This window comes from Limibacillus sp. MBR-115 (assembly GCF_040549425.1).
GTDB classification, from domain to species: Bacteria; Pseudomonadota; Alphaproteobacteria; order Kiloniellales; family CECT-8803; genus Limibacillus; species Limibacillus halophilus.
On the sequence record NZ_JBEPTJ010000006.1, the window covers coordinates 90,552 to 108,159 of the forward strand.

The 17,608-nt window shown below is 59.2% G+C and carries 21 protein-coding genes and 2 tRNA genes; 18 read left to right on the forward strand and 5 right to left on the reverse strand.

Features of this window, described 5'->3' with window-relative positions; all coding sequences use genetic code 11:
• The first annotated feature begins 153 nt into the window (after nt 1-153).
• A complete protein-coding gene (locus tag ABIE63_RS13135) occupies nt 154-909 on the forward strand; it encodes a hypothetical protein (RefSeq protein ID WP_354504965.1) in 756 nt (251 codons plus the stop codon).
• 23 nt (nt 910-932) lie between these two features.
• Here ABIE63_RS13135 and ABIE63_RS13140 read toward each other — a convergent pair whose 3' ends face one another.
• Both ABIE63_RS13140 and ABIE63_RS13145 read right to left on the reverse strand, forming a co-directional pair.
• A complete protein-coding gene (locus ABIE63_RS13140) occupies nt 933-2,030 on the reverse strand; it encodes a hypothetical protein (RefSeq protein WP_354504966.1) in 1,098 nt (365 codons plus the stop codon).
• 123 nt (nt 2,031-2,153) lie between these two features.
• A complete protein-coding gene (locus tag ABIE63_RS13145; RefSeq protein ID WP_183417717.1) occupies nt 2,154-2,738 on the reverse strand; it encodes a DUF4410 domain-containing protein in 585 nt (194 codons plus the stop codon).
• A 175-nt stretch (nt 2,739-2,913) separates the two neighbouring features.
• Here ABIE63_RS13145 and ABIE63_RS13150 point away from each other — a divergent pair, with 175 nt between their 5' ends.
• Both ABIE63_RS13150 and ABIE63_RS13155 read left to right on the forward strand, forming a co-directional pair.
• Nucleotides 2,914-3,438, forward strand: a complete 525-nt coding sequence (locus tag ABIE63_RS13150) for a YtoQ family protein (RefSeq protein ID WP_354504967.1) — start codon at nt 2,914-2,916, stop codon at nt 3,436-3,438.
• 232 nt (nt 3,439-3,670) lie between these two features.
• Nucleotides 3,671-5,395 (forward strand): tail fiber domain-containing protein, encoded by a 1,725-nt coding sequence (locus tag ABIE63_RS13155; RefSeq protein WP_354504968.1) that lies wholly within the window; start codon nt 3,671-3,673, stop codon nt 5,393-5,395.
• A 12-nt stretch (nt 5,396-5,407) separates the two neighbouring features.
• Here the strand turns inward: ABIE63_RS13155 and ABIE63_RS13160 are convergent.
• A tRNA-Thr gene (locus tag ABIE63_RS13160) sits at nt 5,408-5,482 on the reverse strand.
• A gap of 117 nt (nt 5,483-5,599) precedes the next feature.
• On the opposite strand from ABIE63_RS13160, the gene ABIE63_RS13165 reads away from it, so the two are divergent.
• The 15 genes from ABIE63_RS13165 (at nt 5,600) to ABIE63_RS13235 (ending at nt 15,709) form a co-directional block, all read left to right on the forward strand.
• On the forward strand, nt 5,600-5,797 hold the full coding sequence (locus ABIE63_RS13165) for a hypothetical protein (RefSeq protein ID WP_183417716.1): 198 nt from the start codon (nt 5,600-5,602) through the stop codon (nt 5,795-5,797).
• A 372-nt stretch (nt 5,798-6,169) separates the two neighbouring features.
• Entirely contained in the window at nt 6,170-6,724 is a 555-nt protein-coding gene (gene dcd, locus ABIE63_RS13170) for a dCTP deaminase (protein WP_183417715.1), read from the forward strand.
• An 84-nt stretch (nt 6,725-6,808) separates the two neighbouring features.
• Nucleotides 6,809-8,101, forward strand: a complete 1,293-nt coding sequence (gene murA, locus ABIE63_RS13175) for a UDP-N-acetylglucosamine 1-carboxyvinyltransferase (RefSeq protein ID WP_354504969.1) — start codon at nt 6,809-6,811, stop codon at nt 8,099-8,101.
• Nucleotides 8,102-8,125: 24 nt separating this feature from the next.
• Nucleotides 8,126-8,698: a DUF2948 family protein gene (locus ABIE63_RS13180; protein ID WP_183417713.1), complete on the forward strand. Its 573-nt coding sequence runs from the start codon at nt 8,126-8,128 to the stop codon at nt 8,696-8,698.
• Between the two features lie 58 nt (nt 8,699-8,756).
• On the forward strand, nt 8,757-9,419 hold the full coding sequence (gene hisG, locus ABIE63_RS13185) for an ATP phosphoribosyltransferase (protein WP_354504970.1): 663 nt from the start codon (nt 8,757-8,759) through the stop codon (nt 9,417-9,419).
• Complete coding sequence (hisD, locus tag ABIE63_RS13190) at nt 9,409-10,716, forward strand: histidinol dehydrogenase (RefSeq protein WP_354504971.1); 1,308 nt, start codon at nt 9,409-9,411, stop codon at nt 10,714-10,716. The genes hisG and hisD overlap by 11 nt, the downstream gene beginning before the upstream one ends.
• 9 nt (nt 10,717-10,725) lie before the next feature.
• Nucleotides 10,726-11,202 carry a UPF0262 family protein gene (locus ABIE63_RS13195; RefSeq protein WP_354504972.1) on the forward strand — a complete coding sequence of 159 codons (477 nt, stop codon included), beginning with the start codon at nt 10,726-10,728 and terminating at the stop codon, nt 11,200-11,202.
• 4 nt (nt 11,203-11,206) lie between these two features.
• On the forward strand, nt 11,207-11,653 hold the full coding sequence (locus ABIE63_RS13200; RefSeq protein WP_354504973.1) for an arsenate reductase ArsC: 447 nt from the start codon (nt 11,207-11,209) through the stop codon (nt 11,651-11,653).
• 160 nt (nt 11,654-11,813) lie between these two features.
• Entirely contained in the window at nt 11,814-12,032 is a 219-nt protein-coding gene (gene infA / locus ABIE63_RS13205) for a translation initiation factor IF-1 (protein ID WP_183417708.1), read from the forward strand.
• A 15-nt stretch (nt 12,033-12,047) separates the two neighbouring features.
• Nucleotides 12,048-12,638: a nucleoside triphosphate pyrophosphatase gene (locus tag ABIE63_RS13210; protein WP_183417707.1), complete on the forward strand. Its 591-nt coding sequence runs from the start codon at nt 12,048-12,050 to the stop codon at nt 12,636-12,638.
• Nucleotides 12,635-13,801 carry a ribonuclease E/G gene (locus ABIE63_RS13215; RefSeq protein WP_354504974.1) on the forward strand — a complete coding sequence of 389 codons (1,167 nt, stop codon included), beginning with the start codon at nt 12,635-12,637 and terminating at the stop codon, nt 13,799-13,801. The genes ABIE63_RS13210 and ABIE63_RS13215 overlap by 4 nt, the downstream gene beginning before the upstream one ends.
• Complete coding sequence (locus ABIE63_RS13220) at nt 13,798-14,043, forward strand: DNA gyrase inhibitor YacG (RefSeq protein WP_183417705.1); 246 nt, start codon at nt 13,798-13,800, stop codon at nt 14,041-14,043. The genes ABIE63_RS13215 and ABIE63_RS13220 overlap by 4 nt, the downstream gene beginning before the upstream one ends.
• Nucleotides 14,040-14,978, forward strand: a complete 939-nt coding sequence (locus tag ABIE63_RS13225; RefSeq protein ID WP_354504975.1) for a trypsin-like peptidase domain-containing protein — start codon at nt 14,040-14,042, stop codon at nt 14,976-14,978. Before ABIE63_RS13220 ends, ABIE63_RS13225 begins: the two co-directional genes overlap by 4 nt.
• Before the next feature lie 128 nt (nt 14,979-15,106).
• Nucleotides 15,107-15,182 (forward strand) — tRNA-Phe (locus ABIE63_RS13230).
• Between the two features lie 287 nt (nt 15,183-15,469).
• On the forward strand, nt 15,470-15,709 hold the full coding sequence (locus tag ABIE63_RS13235; RefSeq protein ID WP_354505059.1) for a (2Fe-2S)-binding protein: 240 nt from the start codon (nt 15,470-15,472) through the stop codon (nt 15,707-15,709).
• A 109-nt stretch (nt 15,710-15,818) separates the two neighbouring features.
• On the opposite strand, the gene bfr is transcribed toward ABIE63_RS13235, so the two are convergent.
• Together bfr and ABIE63_RS13245 are read right to left on the reverse strand one after the other, a co-directional pair.
• On the reverse strand, nt 15,819-16,298 hold the full coding sequence (bfr, locus tag ABIE63_RS13240) for a bacterioferritin (protein ID WP_354504976.1): 480 nt from the start codon (nt 16,296-16,298) through the stop codon (nt 15,819-15,821).
• 109 nt (nt 16,299-16,407) lie between these two features.
• Nucleotides 16,408-17,607: a tyrosine-type recombinase/integrase gene (locus ABIE63_RS13245; protein WP_354504977.1), complete on the reverse strand. Its 1,200-nt coding sequence runs from the start codon at nt 17,605-17,607 to the stop codon at nt 16,408-16,410.
• Between the last annotated feature and the right edge of the window lies 1 nt (nt 17,608).

Consider the following 17,608-nt stretch of genomic DNA (forward strand, 5'->3'; position numbering starts at 1 on the left):
CGACCTCAGCAGAATCGAGGATCTTTTAGAGACCTCCGGTAAGGCGTTCTTATCGTCAAATCTGACAAACGAAAGGAGGCCACGAGACTGGACCTTGGCGACCGGTTATGGTCATTTATGTCTTTTACGACAAATAAGTGATTCTCCTTGGCCATGCTGAAGTTTGAAAATGTCCGGATGCGCTATGAGCCTTATCCGCTGGCGGTGATCCGTCCCGCGATGGAGGCGAGCCAGTATGCCGAACTGGTGGCCAACTTCCCCGACATCGCGCTTTTCGAGCCGCTGGGCAAGTATCCCTTCAAACTCAGCCTTTCCGAGAAGTTCGCGCGGCGGAACTACGAGCGTTTTCTGCGGGAAAACGCCGCCTGGGGCCGGGTTCATGCCTGGGTGAAAAGCGAAGCCTTCATTCGCAGCATCGTGGAATTTCTCCGGGCCAACCACGTTGACTTGCCTTTGGATCAGGCGTTCGAAGACTGGCCAACCCGTCTCAGGCGTCAGGGGAAATCCTTGTTGCGGGGTCGTCTGCCGCAACCGGCAATGCGCTTGCGTAGCCGGTTCGAGTTTTCGGTGCTCAAGGCCGATGGCGGCGAAGTGGCGCCCCACACCGACGCCGAACGCAAGGTCATCACGATCGTCATGTCGATGATCGGCCCGGATGACTGGCGCGAGGAAATCGGCGGTGGCCTGGACGTCAACCGGGCAACCGACCCGCGTTATGCCTACAACTGGAAAAACCGCGTCATACCCTGGGAGAGCATAGAGGTGCTGGAAACGGTTCCCTTCGTGCCGAACCAGTGCATGGTCTTCGTGAAGACCTTCAACTCGCTGCATTCCGTTCAGCGCATGACGGAGACCGGTTCCGACTTGCTGCGCAAGACCATCACCATCGTGATTGAGCGTGACGAGTAGGGCGGTCGGAGACCCGGCCTAAGTCATTTCATCGCGGCGCTGATTTTCTCGGCCAGTAAGCTGTTGCCGAGCGGCGTGACGTGTACGTGATCGATCAACAGCATCTGATCGTTGTCGAGAGCGCCGCTGAGATCGCTGAACCAGGGATGCGCCCGGGCTGCCATCTTCTCAAGGATCAGCGGGTAAACGGCTGCGAACTGGGCCCGCTGGGCAATCTGATCGGCATCGCCTAAGTCCAGGTAGTCGCTGCGCGGGTTTGCGAAATAGGCGGAAGGCTGCAAGAAGGCGTGGAACCGGCCGCCGTTGGCACGCACCAGGACTTCGGCCATCTCCAGAGTGCGTACGAACATCTCGGCGACCGCATCGGCGCGCTGCGGGTCCTCGCTGCAGCCTGACAGGTGGCTGTCGTCGCCACCGCCGGAAATCCGCGTGACGAAGGCCAGGATCGGGACCAAAATCGTGTTGTAGAGGTAATCCTCCTTGCCGGTGCGATCGAGTGCGGCCTGGATGCGGCGCTCCTCCAGATGGCCGTTCAGGTGCTCTGTCACCGCGTAGTTGCAATGAACCCAGACATCGTTGAAACCTTCATAAAAAACAACGACTTCGGGCGCTCGCTGTTCGTTGATGAGGGTCATGAGATCGATCAGGTTTTGCAGCGTCGTGTAACCGCGCTCACCGTAATTCGTCACCTCGTACTTGTCGGTCAAGGCATCGAGCTGTGCCGGAATGGTGCCGTTGTCGTCGACGCCTGTGCCCCAGACGGTCGACCCGCCGAATACGCCTAGCGTCGCAGCCCCGGCATCGTTGTCACGCCCGATGCCATGCTGGCGACGGCCATTGGCATCGATGGTCAGGGTTTCTCGGCTGACCTCGGACTGACGCCATTCAACAAAGGGGATGTAATCCTTGATGCTGCCCTTCTGGTCGCGGAAGATCTGGCGGGCATACTCGGGGTCCTCGTAGCTTGGCAGGTCGGCGCGTTTGTCGTCCTTCGGGAACAAGGATTTCGCCAGATTGTAACCGTCACCCAGTAGCGCGGTGACGAAAAGGAGTCCTAAAATCAACCCGATCAGAACGGCGAAATTGATGAAAAGAGTCCGCAGCGCGGATGTGATCTGCATGGGGCCTTCCCTTGTCGTTCCTCGGCGACCGCATGCGAGGTGCCGGGTGCCGTCTGGCGGGCATCATAACGGCGCCGCTTTTCCATGAGAAGGGCAGCGCCGTCATGCAGTCGGGGATGCTTGTCAGTTCTTGGTCGGCGGCTTCAGGCCTTTACCCTGTGACCAGCGCACAGTTGCCTCGGCGGCATCGACCCCCAGCTTCTGCACAAGCTCGTTGGTGCTGATCATGTCCAGGCCACCAATTCCCGCTCCACCGGCGTAGTCGGTCTCAATATTAAAACGGGCCAAAGAGCCGCCACCATCCGCAAGCTCAAAGGTTCCGGCGGCGGTGGTGGAACCGGCCCCGAAGCCAATCAGAAACCGTAGAGCCTTGCTACCCTCGTCCATCGTAGTCAGTTGACCGGAAAGAACCAGCAGACGCTCACCTGCCGGGTCCGGCAAACTGACGTGGACCCGCTGGAACTTTCCGGATTCCTCCAGCTCCTTTGCGATGCCTTCACGCAGGTAGGGCAGGTAGTGATTCCAAATCTCACGCGTCGCCGTCAGGTCGCCGATTGCGACTTCCTGATAGAGGACCGGCGCATTTGGCACGCTCGCCTGCTGCGGGCTTTCGCTCAACGGTTCGACTTTCGCCGAAGTGCAGGCAGCAAGCGGCAAAATAATGGCCGCAAGGATTAACAATTTTCGGATAACACAGACCCGCAGCATTCAACTCTCCAAGACTAAACGTCTGATTGAACAGAACACGACCCTGAAGCCGCCATATCGCGCTGGAGCGCAGGGAAAATCAATGCTGTTTTTTTGTGTGGCGGTTGAAGGTTGGGCGGGCGGGAGGGTATGGTTCGTCTCGCTTGGCCCCAAATCTGCAAAAACAGGGGTCAAAATGACAGATTTGAAGACGGAAGGATGCGGCAAGATGACTGAGCGGCGTTGGACGGTTTACCTCTCGGGCGAGATTCACTCGGACTGGCGCGAGCGCATCAGCGATGGGATCGCGGCGGCGGGTCTGCCGGTCGATGTGACGGCGCCCGTCACGGTGCATGAGGATTCCGACGACTGCGGCGTGGCCATCTTCGGCGCCGAGCCGAACAAGGTCTGGCACGACCGCAAGGGCGCGCAGTTGAATGCGATCCGCACCCAGACATTAATTCAGGACGCGGACTTGGTGGTGGTGCGTTTCGGCGAGAAGTACAAGCAGTGGAACGCCGCTTTCGATGCGGGCTACGCGGCGGCCATGGGCACGCCCTACATTACACTGCACCCCAGCGAACATGACCACGCACTCAAAGAGGTCGATGCCGCCGCCCATGCGGTGGCCCGGGACCCGGAACAGGTGGTCCAGGCATTGACCTACATCCTGACCGGAAAGCTGCCCGCGCAACGCGCCGATACCAAAGCCGCGGAGTAACGACCGCGAGAGTCGTTGACGTCCGCTTATTTCCAACTCATCGCGTTAACCGTGGCGCGCAAGCAGCGCCCCCCATATTCCTCAGGCTTGCGTAGAATCAGTCGTGAACAAGAGTGAGCGGACACAATAAAAACAGGCACCCAGGGTAGAATTTTTGAAAATTGCTTAACACAACAGGAAAATGAAATTAAGTTCTCAATATTGGACGATTATTCTGTGGGGGAGGTTTGTTGTGAAAAAGTTTTTTCGCGTTTTTTTCTTGGCCATTCTTGTTGTTTTCTTGAGCGACCATCAGAACCGAACATCGGCACAAACAACGCTTGCGGATTCAAACCCGCTTCAGGTCGTGATCGATGAGCGGGGAATTGCGGTTGGTGTCTTCGGCCTTTCCAGGATCCAAGCCTTTCAATTGCGTATCGAAATGCCAGGTGGTGCCGTGGAAACCCACAGGATTGCGTCGGACACCTTCGCTTGGGATCTGCCCGCCGATGCCGCCGACGGCCTTTATCGCTATGAGGTAGTCGTGTTAGAGGGCGCTGCCTCCACGACCTTCACCGATGGCGGCCAGAAATCCTTGCCTGAGTACAGGCAAAGCGGCCTCTTCGAGGTCGAGCGCGTTTCAATCAAATCCTCGACGACTTCCATGGAGCAACGGTCGAGTCTGTTTCAAGATTTGATCGAGGGCTTTGCGTCATTGCTGGAGGAAACGCTGATCGGTCAGGCCGCCGCCGCCAACCTGACAGCATCCGATTTATTCCCGACCGTGTTCTTCAATGACACATTCCTGGTAGATCAGGTAGACGAATGGGCGGTCGGTGCGCTTAGAAGTACTGCTGTGTGTACGGAAACCGTAAGTGGCGGAGCATCCTATTTCTTCGTAGATGACTTGGTACAGAACAATAGCGTTTTCACAATTTGCAATTCGGCCAACAATTCAGGAACCATGACCGTCGATAGCGAAGGGGATATCACTTTCGCGGCCAACAAATTTTTCATGGATCGCTTAACTGGATGGCTCGGCCTCAGCACCACCGTGCCCTTGGCGCCAATTCATATCTCACAGCAAGCGCAGTCCACCATACTGATGGAGGCGACGGGTCGAGGTGACACCTTGGAGTTCGGCCTCTATGACCCCTTCGTCGTGGATAACCCTGAATTTCGATTCACCTTTGATAAAAGCGGTGCGCCTTTTCCAACGGTGCCGGTGATGTTCAACCTGAATGCTCCGAACGGTGCCATGCAACTCGATGCGACGGGAAAGCTGACCGTGTTTGATTTTGGATGCTTGGTTGGGGATTGCGTGACCGCAGCAGACATTGCGGACGGCACCATAACACCCGATGACATTCAGCCCGGCTCGATCAACGCGACGGTTATCGCCAGCAACACCATCGGTCCCAACAAGCTCATTCCCGGCTCGATCAATGCCGCGACCATCGCCAACAATTCGATCGGTCCCAACAAGCTCATTCCCGGCTCGATCAACACGGCGACCATCGCTAACAATGCGGTCACCGGCAACAAGATCGCAACAGGCGTTGTCAGCAGCGCGAAGATCCTGAACGCGACGATCCTGATGGAAGACCTTAGCCAGGAGGTGGTGGACGCCATCAACGCGTCTCCGTCATCGCGATTCTATAAGACCGATTTCGAGCCTGTGGATTCGGCGGATATCCTGCAGCGCATAACGGCGATGGACATAAAGCGCTGGCGATATCTAGAGGGCCAAGGTGACGGCGGGCGTCATATCGGCCCGATGGCGGAAGACTTCAATGCCGCTTTCGGCCAGGGTGGGAACCCGCAGATGATCAGCCGGGTCGATGCCGACGGTGTGCTCTTCGCCGCCGTTCAGGCCTTGGCTGCCAAGGCCGGGAGAATCGCAGAGCTGGAATCGCAAATTAGAGAGCAGAACGCCCGGCTCGACCGTCTTGAGGCGGCACTGATCGACACTGACTAAGGTTAGGGAAACTGGTGCCGCCGCACAGATTTGAACTGTGGACCTCTCCCTTACCAAGGGAGTGCTCTACCCCTGAGCTACGGCGGCGAAGGCGATGGGGTGCTGGACCCCGAAAGCGGGCGCAACATGCCACCGCACCTTTTCAAAGGCAAGGGGCAATCGACCGTCTTGCAAGTCGCGCCGTACGCGGGGCATAGTCGGCCCATGAGCGAACAAAAGAAAGCAGGTACTCCCAGTGTCGAGGCCGAAGGCGAGTCCGGCAAAGAGCGTCAGGCCAAGCAGAAGCTAGCCCGCGCCGAGCGTCAGGCGGCGGCTCTTCGCGCCAACCTGAAACGGCGAAAGGAACAGGCCAGGGAAAAGGCCAAGGCCCACAACCCTGATTCCGCCAAAAGCGCTTCTTAGTCAGACTCGGAGCCGACTAACCGCCGGGACCTCATAAAGCGCGAATCCAGCCCTATTGACGCCATCTTTCTGCGCCACAAAAGGCCTGTGGAACGGCCGGACCGGCGCAACCCCGCCCAATACTTCGGGATTACTGGGGCTTGAGCCGGGAGCGGCGAAGCATTAGAACCCCGCGCATACGCCGGGTAGTTGTGCGGCCAAGGCGGCGGATCAAGCGCTAGTAATTTCCCGTGGCGGGCGTTTTTTTGCGCAGAGAATCGGACGCTTTTGCTAGGCTCGCCGAAGTTTTCTGAGCCGCGTCAGGTGTGGTGACCGCGGTGGGACGGAATTGGGGCCGGTATGGCCCCCGACTGAGGATGGAGCATTCAAGCCATGGCGATCATGCCTGATAAATGGATCCGTGAGATGGCCGAGGGCAAGGGCATGATCGAGCCTTTTGTCGAAAACCAGCGCCGCGAGGGCGTGATCTCCTACGGGCTTTCTTCCTATGGCTATGATGCCCGCGTCGCGCCTGAGTTCAAGATTTTCACCAACGTCGATAATGCCGTTGTGGACCCCAAGAATTTCTCGGACCAGAGTTTTGTCGAACGCAGCAGTGATGTCTGCATCATCCCGCCCAACTCCTTCGCACTGGCGCGCACGGTCGAATACTTCCGAATTCCGCGCGACGTTCTGGTGATCTGCCTGGGCAAGAGCACCTATGCGCGCTGTGGTATCATTGTCAACGTCACGCCGCTGGAGCCGGAGTGGGAAGGGCATGTAACCTTGGAGTTTTCCAACACCACGCCGTTGCCCGCTAAGATTTACGCCAACGAGGGTGCCTGTCAGTTTCTGTTCCTCAAGGGCGAGGCGCCCTGCGAGGTTTCCTACAAGGACCGGCAGGGCAAGTACATGGGGCAGCGCGGCGTTACGCTACCGAAGCTGTGACCGGTTGAGCCGCGACCGACGGAATGAAAAAGGCGGTCCAAAAGTTCCAAGCGGCGGCTAACAGATAGAAAAGCAAAGTAACCAATGGACAAGATTATCATCGAAGGCGGCCAACCCCTGATCGGGGACATCGTGGTCAGCGGTTCGAAGAATGCTGCATTGCCGCTCATGACCGCCAGCCTTCTGACCGAGGAGACGTTGTCGCTTTCCAACCTGCCGCAGCTCGCCGACATCACGACGCTGGCGAATCTGCTCGAGGGTCTGGGCGTGACGCTGCATATGAACGGCGATGCCCAGGAAAACGGCGCGCTCTACGGGCGGACGCTCGATTTATGCGGCGGCGGCGTCAACGATACCTGTGCTCCTTACGACCTGGTTCGGAAAATGCGCGCAAGCGTATTGGTGCTGGGGCCTTTGCTGGCCCGCTTCGGCCATGCGGAGGTTTCGCTGCCGGGCGGTTGCGCCATCGGCACGCGTCCGGTCGACTTGCATCTGAGCGGGTTGGAAGCCCTGGGTGCGCAGATCGACCTGGAGGAAGGCTACATCAAGGCCCGCGCGCCCAAGGGCTTGAAAGGCGCGGAAATCGTTCTGCCGATCATCTCCGTCGGCGCGACGGAGAACTTGTTGATGGCGGCGAGCCTCGCCGAGGGCCAGACGCGTTTGATTGGCGCGGCCAGCGAACCCGAGGTCGTGGATCTGGCCGACTGCTTGGTAAAGATGGGCGCGAAGATCGCGGGTATCGGCACCTCGGAACTGACGATTACCGGCGTTTCCCGGCTGTCCGGCGCGGCCCACAGAGTGATCCCCGATCGAATCGAAGCGGGCACTTTCCTGATGGCGGCCGGTCTGACGGATGGCGACCTGAACTTGCGCGGCGCGCGAGCCGATCACCTTAAGTCGGTCATCACCTTGTTGGAGAGCGCCGGTTTGAAGATTGAAGCCACCAACGAGGGGCTACGTGCGCGGCGCGCCAACGGTCCCTTGCAGGGGGTCGATGTCATGACCGAGGCCTATCCCGGTTTTCCAACCGACTTGCAGGCGCAGTTTATGGCACTGATGGCCACCGCCGAAGGCGCTTCGATGGTTTCTGAAACGATTTTCGAGAATCGCTTCATGCATGTGCCGGAACTCATGCGCATGGGCGCTAACATAACGGTCCACGGCGGCACGGCACTGGTGCGTGGCCGCAGCCGCTTGAAGGGCGCGCCGGTGATGGCCACTGACTTGCGGGCGTCCGTCAGCCTTGTCATCGCGGCCCTGGGTGCGGATGGGCAAAGCGAGGTTAACCGGGTCTATCATCTGGATCGGGGTTACGAGCGGGTTGAGCAGAAGCTGGCGGCTTGTGGCGCGCGCATTCGGCGGGTGCCTGCTGAATAGGTTGCGAGGGGGTAGGATCTGAGCATGACCGAAGGCGACAGAAATCGGGGCTTGAAGCTGCGGGTGCGTGATGCGGAGGATTTGGCCGTTGCTTCGGCGATGCTGCAAGACGCGTTGATCCCGGTTCAGGAGATGCGTTTCCTGGCCAAGGAGAAGCGCTTCGCGCTAGTCGCAAATCGTTTCTGCTGGGAGCGCGCCCCCGAATCCCTGGCGGCTGATGCGGCCGAACAGGATGAGTATAAGGACGGAAGCAGCGAAGACGTCGCTTTTGCAGCGGTCGGGTCGGGTGGTGAGGCGGTTTACGAACGGGTCAATTGCGGGGTTATCGTTCATTGCGTGAAACTCGCACGCCTGCGCGGCTTTGATTTAGCTGACCGGGGCCGCATCTTGGAACTTCTGGCCATTACTTTGCACGGCAAGCGGGTGATCTTGACCTTCGCTGGTGGTGCCGCCGTTGAGTTGACCGTGACTCGATTGAGTTGCCAGCTCGATGATCTGGGCGAACCCTGGCCGACACTGAGACGGCCGCAGCACGCGGACTCGCCTCCAGATGACCTGGAGAAATCGCCTTCGGGGAATCCTGATCTGGAGTCCTGACGGCCTTGGTGGTAAGCCTCTGCCCCGACATACCGAGATAAAGAGGGAGATGCGAGCGGTGAGCACGCAAGAAGGCCTTGTTGTGGCCTTGCCGAAAGGACGGATTCTAAAGGAGATACTGCCGCTGTTGAAGCGCGCGGGGATCGAGCCGGAGGCTGCCTTTCACGACGAACATGCGCGCCAGCTTCGTTTCACCACCAACCGTCCGGGCCTGGACCTCGTGCGCGTGCGCAGTTTCGATGTGGCGACCTTTGTTGCCTTCGGCGGCGCACAGCTTGGCGTTGCCGGGTCCGATGTGCTGATGGAGTTCGACTACCCGGAAATCTATGCGCCGGTCGATTTGAACGTCGGACACTGCCGTCTTTCGGTCGCCGAACCCAAAGCACTGGCCGATAGCGACGATCCATCGCGTTGGAGCCACGTGCGCATCGCAACAAAGTATCCTGAGGTCACCAAGCGGCACTTCGCGGCGCGCGGTGTCCAGGCGGAGGTCATCAAGCTGTCCGGCGCGATGGAACTGGCGCCCAGTTTGGGGCTGTGCCGCCGCATCGTCGACTTGGTCTCGACCGGCAGCACTCTGAAGGCAAACGATCTGGTGGAGATCGAACATATTGCCGAGATCAGTTCGCGGCTGATCGTCAACCGCGCAGCGCTCAAGACAAGGCCTGAAGCGGTCGGCCGCTGGATCGATATCTTCCAGGAGGTAGTCGATGCCGGTTAAACTCAACAGCAGTGACAGTGATTTTGCAGCAACGTTCGAAGCGTTTCTGGGGCTTAAGCGCGAGATCGACGAAAATGTCGACCGAGCCGTCGCGGAGATACTGGAGGCTGTTCGAACTAAAGGTGACGCCGCTGTCATAGCCTACACGGAACAGTTTGATCGCCTGACCTTGACGCCGCCGACGCTGCGGATCGAAGAGGCCGCCTTTGACGCGGCGGCGCAGGAGGTTTCCGCGACAACGCTGGAGGCGCTCAAAGTCGCCGCGGCGCGTATCGAGGACTTTCATGCCCGCCAGCGGCCGACGGACCTCAGTTATCGCGATGCTGAGGGAAACCTCCTCGGTTACCGGTGGACGCCGGTCGATGCGGTGGGCCTTTATGTACCGGGCGGAACGGCGGCCTATCCTTCTTCGGTGCTGATGAATGCCTTGCCCGCCAAGGTGGCCGGCGTCGAGCGGCGCGTCATGGTGGTGCCGTCGCCGGACGGCAAGATCAACCCCTTGGTATTGGTGGCTGCGCGCCTGGCGGGGATCACGGAAGCTTATCGGATCGGCGGCGCCCAGGCGGTTGGGGCGCTTGCCTTTGGCACGCACACCATCGCCGCGGTCGATAAGATCGTCGGGCCGGGCAATGCTTATGTCGCTGCCGCGAAGCGTCGGGTCTTCGGCAAGGTCGGCATCGATTCCATTGCCGGGCCATCCGAGATTCTGGTTGTCGCCGATGGCGACAACGATCCGCGCTGGATCGCCGCCGACCTGTTGAGCCAAGCCGAACACGATACCGCCGCCCAGTCCATTCTGATAACCGATGATGCCGCCTTCGCCAAGGCGGTCGAAGCGGCGGTCGTCGCTTTGCTGAAGCGCTTGCCGCGTAGTGCCATAGCGCAGCAAAGCTGGAACGAGTACGGCGCGATTATTGTCGTCGGGGCCTTGACCGATGCGCCTGCGTTGGTAAACCGCATCGCGCCCGAACACCTGGAACTGGCGGTGGCCGACCCGGAGGGAATGGCTGCCATGGTTCGCCATGCGGGCGCGATCTTCCTCGGACGCCATACGCCTGAGGCAATCGGCGACTATCTGGCGGGCCCCAATCACGTACTGCCGACGTCGCGCACGGCGCGTTTTTCCTCCGGCCTTTCCGTTCTTGATTTCATGAAGCGTTCGTCGCTGATTGGCTGTACAGCGGAGGGTTTGAGCGCCATCGGTCCCGCTGCGGTTTTGCTGGCGGAGGCAGAAGGTCTCGACGCCCACGCACTCTCCGTCGCCATCCGTCTGGCGAATGCGGACGCCGCGCAGTAGGCTGGCGGGATGGGGAAAGCCTGTCACCGAATCACGGATATCAAGCTCGACGAGAAATCGGTCGTGCGCCGCACCGCCGACGTAGAGCATGAACGGGCAGTGGCCATCTATGATCTGCTGGAGGATAACCACTTCGCGCCGACCAGCGGTGTTGACGGGCCGTTCCGGCTGACGCTTCGCCTGGAAGAAGACCGGCTTATATTCGATATCGGCGACGAAGCGGATGCCTTGCTTGAAAGCATCGCCATGTCGGTGAAGCCCTTCCGCAGGGTCATCAAGGATTACTTCGACGTCTGCGAAAGCTATTTCGAGGCTATCAAGACCGCGACACCGTCGCGGATCGAGGCCATCGATATGGGGCGGCGCGGCCTGCACAACGAAGGATCGGAGGTTCTAAGAGAACGGCTCGGCGATCGTGTGGAAATCGATTTCAACACCGCGCGACGCCTCTTCACGCTGCTTTGCGTATTGCATATCAAGGGTTGAGCGCGTGACCGATCACCTGCCGGAGGCCGTCCTCTTCGCCTGCACCCGCAATTCAATCCGCTCGCCGATGGCTGAGGGTCTGCTCAAGCATCTGCTGGGGCACCGGGTCTACGTCGATTCCGCCGGCGTCCACGACGGAGAAGTTGATGGCTTTGCCATCGCGGCGATGGACGAGATCGGAATTGATCTTTCCAGGCACCGCAGCAAAACCTTCGACCAACTCCAGGACAGCTCTTTCGATCTCATTATTTCCCTGTCGCCGGAGGCCCAGCACCGGGCGGTCGAAATGACGAGAACCATGGCCTGCGACGTCGAATTCTGGAACACTTTCGACCCCTCCTTGGTCGAGGGTAAAAGAGAGGAGCGCCTGGATGCTTTTCGTAAGGTCCGCGACGACCTGATGGAACGCATCAAGAAGCGCTTCACGCTGGACCTCAAACCGGTGGTGTGAAAGTCGGTTTGTCCTTGGCGCATCACTCGGTTATAGTCCGCGCCAACGAGAGAGCGTCGGGGCTCCCTTGGTATCGGCTCGATGTCGAATGGAGCCGCGTGTCAGGGATGAATCGCTTGTGAATGCTTTCCTTAATCAAGCAACCAACAATGAGATGTAGATGGCGAAGGAAGATCTGATCGAATTTCAGGGGACTGTCGTTGAGCTGCTGCCCAACGCCATGTTTCGCGTGAAGCTGGATAATGACCATGAGGTCCTGGCTCACACGGCGGGTAAAATGCGCAAGCACCGCATCCGCGTGCTGGCCGGTGACCGGGTAAATGTCGAAATGACCCCCTATGATCTGACGAAGGGGCGGATAACCTTCCGCTTCAAGTAAGGAGCCTTTGCGCTCATGACGGCGTCTACCCGCAAGGCCCAACTGGTGTTGGCATCGGCCTCGCCGCGACGCTTGGACCTCCTCCGACAAGTAGGCATCGTGCCGGATCAGGTTGATCCGGCTGAGATCGATGAGGCCGTGCTGCCGCGTGAACTGCCGCCCGTCTATGCCCGCCGCGTCGCTTGGGCAAAGCTGGATGCGGTCTGCCAGCGGCATTCCGGCGCTTATGTTCTGGCCGCCGATACCGTGGTGGCCCTGGGTCGGCGAATTCTGCCGAAAGCGGAGACCGAAGACCAGGCGCGGCGTTGCTTGGAGATGCTGTCGGGCAGCCGACACAAGGTACTGGGCGCGGTGGTTCTTCAAGGACCGGACGGCACCCGCGTGCAGCGACTCGCCGAGACGGCCGTGCGCTTTAAACGCTTGAGCGATAGCGAGATCGCCAGTTATCTGGCCGGTGATGAGTGGCGCGGCAAGGCAGGCGGTTATGCCATTCAGGGGCGGGCTGCGGCTTTCATCCCCTGGATCAACGGTTCGTATCCCAATGTAGTCGGTCTGCCGATCCTGGAAACGCTGCTGCTGTTGAAGGGGCTCGGATACCAGCCATGAGCCGCGTCCTGATATCCAGCCTGCCGGGCGAAGTTCGCATGGCTAGGTGCGTGGATGACAGGCTGACCGATCTGCTGATCGAATATGCTTCCAATCCCTCGCGCCTCGGCAATGTTTATCGTGCACGGGTGACCAAACGGGATCGTGGTTTGGCCGCGGCCTTTTGTGATATTGGCGAGGAAATTTCGGCTTTCCTGCCGTTGGAGAAGGATGCAGCCCTCTCCGAAGGTGATGGCGTGATCCTCCGGATTGTAAGGGAGGCGGAAGGCGAAAAGGGGCCGAAGGCGGCGCTCTACAGCGAGGCGTTGCCGGAAGGCCTGTCAGCGCAGTCGGCGCCTTGCCTGTTGTTGCGTGCCGCAGACCCGGTCCTGGCTCTGCTCCAAAGCGCCGAGGCACCGGCTGAGATCGTCGTTGATGACCCGGCATTTCACCAGCGGCTGAAACGCCTGCTGGCCGACGGGCGGCCAGACTTGGTGGCGGCCTTGACGCTCTATCACGGAAACACGGCGCTCTTCGAAGCCGAAGCGCTGGAAGAGGAGGTGGAGGCGCTTTTGCGGCCGGAAGTGCGTCTGCCTTCGGGTGCGCGGCTCTGGATCGAACCGACACATGCTTGCGTCGCCATCGATTTGGATAGCGCGCGGCAAAAATCTGCCCGCGCGGCCAATCGGGAGGCGGCCTGGGAAATCGCACGACAGGTGCGTCTGCGCAATCTTTCCGGCCTGATCCTCATCGACTTTCTCGATCTTCAGCAACGCAGCGCACGTGAAGAGTTGGAGGGCGTTCTGGCGCAGGCATTTGCGGACGATCCCGAGCCGGTGCAGTTCCATTCAGTCCGGGCGTCCGGTCTCTTCACCATGACGCGCAGGCGCAGCCGTCTGGCGTTGCATGAGCTCGTTACCGCACCTTGCGGCACGCAGGGCAGCGGCCGAGAATACACGCCCTTGAGCCAGGCTTACCGTGCTTTACGCGCCCTTCAAACCGCGGCCCTGGATCGACCGGGCGACACCGCGGGCTTGCGCGTGACGCCGCAGGTGAAGCAGGCTTTGGAGGTGGAGGCTGCTGAGGCACTTCAATCGACCAACCGTCGGATCGGCTATGAAGTTATGATAACGCCGGACAAAAATTCGACCGGGTTCGACGTAACATGGGAGGCGGACCGATGAACGACAAGGCCCCGCAGGTGGTACCTTTACCACAAGCGCGGCGCAGCAAAGGCGGCTGTCCGATTTGCCGCCGCGCGCCCACGACCGAGCATCGCCCTTTCTGTTCGGCCCGTTGCGCGGAGATAGACTTGGGGCGGTGGTTTACCGGGGCCTACAGGGTGCCGACCGACGAGCCGCCCTTGTCCGGGGATGACGGCACCTATGGAGATGGAGGAGTGGACGGCGAGGGAGACGACGAATGACCCTGCGCCTCCTATCCCTGCTTCTGTTACTGCTGCCCAGCGCTCTGGTTTTTGGACTGAAAACCACGGTTGCTTTTGAAGACCGTTTCTTGAATTCGGTGGTCAGTGTCCTGCCGACATGGCCGCAGAACGCGGGGCAGCAGCGCCTGGAGGAGCCCGAAGGCAGCGGTTTTGCCTATGCCAGTGGTGGCGTTGTCGCCACGGCTTGGCATGTTGTCGGACAGGCGACGGCTATTCGCGTGCGGTTGGCCGACGGGCGGCAGTTTCCAGCGGAGGTGATTGCGGGCGATCCTTTGAGCGATATCGCGCTGCTGCGGGTGCCGGTCGACCTGCCGGTGCCCGAACGAGCCGCGCCGCCGCCGTTGGGAGCCAAGGTCTGCGCGGTGGGAAATGCTTTCGGTCTTGATTTGTCGGTAACCTGCGGCGTCCTGTCGGCGAGCGGTCGGACCGGGATAGGTTTCAACGTGGTGGAGGATTTTCTGCAGACCGATGCCGCCGTCAATCCGGGCGCGTCGGGCGGCGCATTGTTCGATGAACAGGGTCGATTGATCGGCCTGCTCTCGGCGATTTTCACCAAGGAATCGGATGCCAACATCGGCGTAAATTTTGCGGTTTCCGTGGCCTTGCTGGAGCGCGTGGCCGAAGAACTGTTGGGCAACGGCAAGGTGCGTTACCGGAGCCTTGGCTTAAAGGCCGAGGCGGAAATTACCGGCGATGGAATGCCGGCTTTGAGGATTGTCGGTTTGTTGCCGGACGGCCCCGCCGCGAAAGCAGGCTTGCAAGCCGGGGATCGGCTGTTGGCCGCCGCTGGCCAGCCGCTTCGCAGTGAAGCCGCGTTGTTGCGCGCGGTGCAATTGCTTTCCGGCGGCGAGGTTCTGTCATTGGTCTTTTTGCGTGATGGGGAACGCCGCGACCTGCAGGTTTCCTTCCCCTGACCTTACTTGGTAGGATTGGTCGACGCTCCGAATGCTTTCTCCACTGGACAGGGGCCGCCAGTTTTCCTATAAGCGCCCTCGCGCATACCAATGCTGGCCCAATTGCATAGATTGGGTCGATCGCAAGTGCCCAGGTAGCTCAGTTGGTAGAGCACGTGACTGAAAATCACGGTGTCGGTGGTTCGAATCCGCCCCTGGGCACCACTTTTTTCCATAATAATTTCAATTAGTTACAGAGTCTAAGCCAGGGTCGCGCCATGGCCTGCTGCTTAGCTGTTTGTGTAATTTTGGTGTAATCGTGCCAGGAAAAGGCGGGATGTTGGAGGTAGGGTCGAGGCTAATGGTGGGCACTACCCCCCCTTTGCCAAAACTGTCAAAATTGCCAGAACTTAGACGCATGGCACATATACCATCGTTGTTCGCGGTTATTATTGCGAATAGTTCGCATCCGCATTATCTTCAAAAAAGGTCATATCCGTGTCGGAGATGAAATGTACGTCTGTCTTTGCAATGGTTACAGGTGCCATGAAATCAGAGAAGTTGCGCGCGAAGGAGCAAGCTCGGCTGAAGATGCATATCTAATGTTGGGAGAAGCTGCTTGCTGCCGCCGCTGCCTCCCAACCGCGCAAGCCTTAATTGACGAAGAAAGGTCGGACGCACATCGAGAAGGTGTCGGCAAAGATGTGGCAGAGCCCCTTGGTTTGCAGTTTGCCCTGGGCTCTGCAACATGATCATATGGCGCAACCTTCAACCGGGTATCCTGGCTGCCGTTCTTCGTAAACTCTCACAAGGCGGACAGTCGAAGGAAGCTAAGGGAAAATAACTGCCCGAGGACTCCCGTTAATCACTATCCGTTTGGCTTTGGGATTGGGCGTAGTTTTCAACGCCCATACGTCTGATCAGGTCAAACTGAGTTTCAAGCCAATCGACGTGTTCTTCCTCGTCTTCCAAGATGGCGACGAAAACATCACGGCTGACATAGTCTCCAAGCTGCTCGCAGTCTGCAATGGCCTTCTTTAAGTCGGGGATTGCCTTCAATTCCAGTTTGAGATCGCATTGCAGAACTTCCTCGACGGTTTCGCCGATTAAGAGCTTATCTAGGTCCTGCAGGTTGGGAAGGCCTTCGAGGAATAGAACTCGCTCAATCAGTTCGTCCGCATGCTTCATTTCTTCGATGGATTCCTCGTACTCGTGATGGGCGAGCCGTTCCAGGCCCCAGTTCTTTAGCATGCGGGAGTGCAGGAAATACTGGTTGATCGCGGTCAACTCATTGCGCAATACCTTGTTAAGGTGCGCGATGATCTTTTTTTCGCCTTTCATGGCCAAGCCTCCTATTCATTGGGCTGGCGCTCGGGACGCCTCTTGATGAATCGTATCACAGCCTAAAACTATGTCATGTAGCAAAGTCAACACACGTCACCTAAGACCGTTAGCCAGCGTCCGTCTTTCCATGCCATTTGGCCGCCATGACCGCATCCTTCCCATCTTGGATGCCAATACCAATAGCTCCGATCGCCTCATCAATGTCGCTGCCGTGAACGTGCGTATAGCGTAGCACCATCGCCAGCGTCTTATGTCCGCTGATTCGCTGAATGACCGGCAGCGGTGCGCCGGACCGCACGAGGTTTGTAATCGCTGTGTGCCGCATTACGTGGGGTGTGATTTGCTCCGGGTCCAGGCCAGCGTCTTTGACTGCACGATTGAAAGGCTTGTCCATGCGGTGCCGGTGCCCTGCCTTGTTCTGTCCGGGCCGGGGCGTGGCAAATATAAAGCCGTCGCGATCTTTCTCATCTCGCATATCGCGCTCGCGTTGCAGGGCTGCTGCAAGCTGCGGGGTGATAGGCTGTTCTCGTGCGCCTGCTTTTGCCAGAGGGACAAAAAGACGAAGCCGCCCGAAGTCGATTTGATCGAAACGCGCCCGCAGTATCTCCCGGTGACGCATGGCAGTGTTAAGGCCGAACAGTACAAAGATGTAGCAGTCGGGGTCACTGTCGGCAATCGCGGCGGCCAAGAGTGCGGCGCTTTCCTTATCGGAGAGGGCAATAATCCTGCCTTGCGGCTCTTGCAATTTCTCTATGTGGAAAGGCTGCTCTTTGATTAGCTTCCTACGCACTGCCGTGCGGTACATATGGGAAAGGGTCGCCAGTTCCCGGTTCACGCTTGAGGGGGAAGCCTTCTCGTCAAGGCGTTGCCGGATGAATTGCTTTACAGTGAAGTCTGTTAGGCTGTCCGCTCGCTGGCTTTTGAAGAACGGCTTTAGCCTGTCAGCGATCTGCTGACGCTTTCGCTCGAGGTTCTTTCCCCCTGTGGCTTCCTGATCCTCAACATACTTGTCGGCAAGCTCGGAGAAGGTGAGGGGGCGCTTGCGGCCTGGGGGAAGATGGAGGCGGCCTTCTCGGGCCTCGGTTCGAAGCTGGGCGATTAGTTCCTCAGCCTGGGTGCGGGTGACGTTATCGGATTCCCTGCCCACAGTGCGGTGAATCCGTTGCCCGTCCACCATGACATTTATGGAATAGCGCACGTCCCCGTTCGGCAACCGTTCGGCAATAATACCCTGTTCCGTGATCCGCTCACCGGGCTCCAGGGCGCGTATGTTGGGACGGGTCAGGCGGGTGAAGCGCGTGGCCATT

Excerpts from the sequence above, each read along its gene's own strand:
- ABIE63_RS13135 (WP_354504965.1), top strand. The coding sequence starts at position 154 with ATGCTGAAGTTTGAAAATGTCCGGATGCGCTATGAGCCTTATCCGCTG.
- ABIE63_RS13140 (WP_354504966.1), bottom strand. The coding sequence starts at position 2,030 with ATGCAGATCACATCCGCGCTGCGGACTCTTTTCATCAATTTCGCCGTT.
- ABIE63_RS13145 (WP_183417717.1), bottom strand. The coding sequence starts at position 2,738 with ATGCTGCGGGTCTGTGTTATCCGAAAATTGTTAATCCTTGCGGCCATT.
- ABIE63_RS13150 (WP_354504967.1), top strand. The coding sequence starts at position 2,914 with ATGACAGATTTGAAGACGGAAGGATGCGGCAAGATGACTGAGCGGCGT.
- ABIE63_RS13165 (WP_183417716.1), top strand. The coding sequence starts at position 5,600 with ATGAGCGAACAAAAGAAAGCAGGTACTCCCAGTGTCGAGGCCGAAGGC.
- dcd (WP_183417715.1), top strand. The coding sequence starts at position 6,170 with ATGGCGATCATGCCTGATAAATGGATCCGTGAGATGGCCGAGGGCAAG.
- murA (WP_354504969.1), top strand. The coding sequence starts at position 6,809 with ATGGACAAGATTATCATCGAAGGCGGCCAACCCCTGATCGGGGACATC.
- ABIE63_RS13180 (WP_183417713.1), top strand. The coding sequence starts at position 8,126 with ATGACCGAAGGCGACAGAAATCGGGGCTTGAAGCTGCGGGTGCGTGAT.
- hisD (WP_354504971.1), top strand. The coding sequence starts at position 9,409 with ATGCCGGTTAAACTCAACAGCAGTGACAGTGATTTTGCAGCAACGTTC.
- ABIE63_RS13195 (WP_354504972.1), top strand. The coding sequence starts at position 10,726 with ATGGGGAAAGCCTGTCACCGAATCACGGATATCAAGCTCGACGAGAAA.
- infA (WP_183417708.1), top strand. The coding sequence starts at position 11,814 with ATGGCGAAGGAAGATCTGATCGAATTTCAGGGGACTGTCGTTGAGCTG.
- ABIE63_RS13210 (WP_183417707.1), top strand. The coding sequence starts at position 12,048 with ATGACGGCGTCTACCCGCAAGGCCCAACTGGTGTTGGCATCGGCCTCG.
- ABIE63_RS13215 (WP_354504974.1), top strand. The coding sequence starts at position 12,635 with ATGAGCCGCGTCCTGATATCCAGCCTGCCGGGCGAAGTTCGCATGGCT.
- ABIE63_RS13220 (WP_183417705.1), top strand. The coding sequence starts at position 13,798 with ATGAACGACAAGGCCCCGCAGGTGGTACCTTTACCACAAGCGCGGCGC.
- ABIE63_RS13225 (WP_354504975.1), top strand. The coding sequence starts at position 14,040 with ATGACCCTGCGCCTCCTATCCCTGCTTCTGTTACTGCTGCCCAGCGCT.
- ABIE63_RS13235 (WP_354505059.1), top strand. The coding sequence starts at position 15,470 with ATGTACGTCTGTCTTTGCAATGGTTACAGGTGCCATGAAATCAGAGAA.
- bfr (WP_354504976.1), bottom strand. The coding sequence starts at position 16,298 with ATGAAAGGCGAAAAAAAGATCATCGCGCACCTTAACAAGGTATTGCGC.
- ABIE63_RS13245 (WP_354504977.1), bottom strand. The coding sequence starts at position 17,607 with ATGGCCACGCGCTTCACCCGCCTGACCCGTCCCAACATACGCGCCCTG.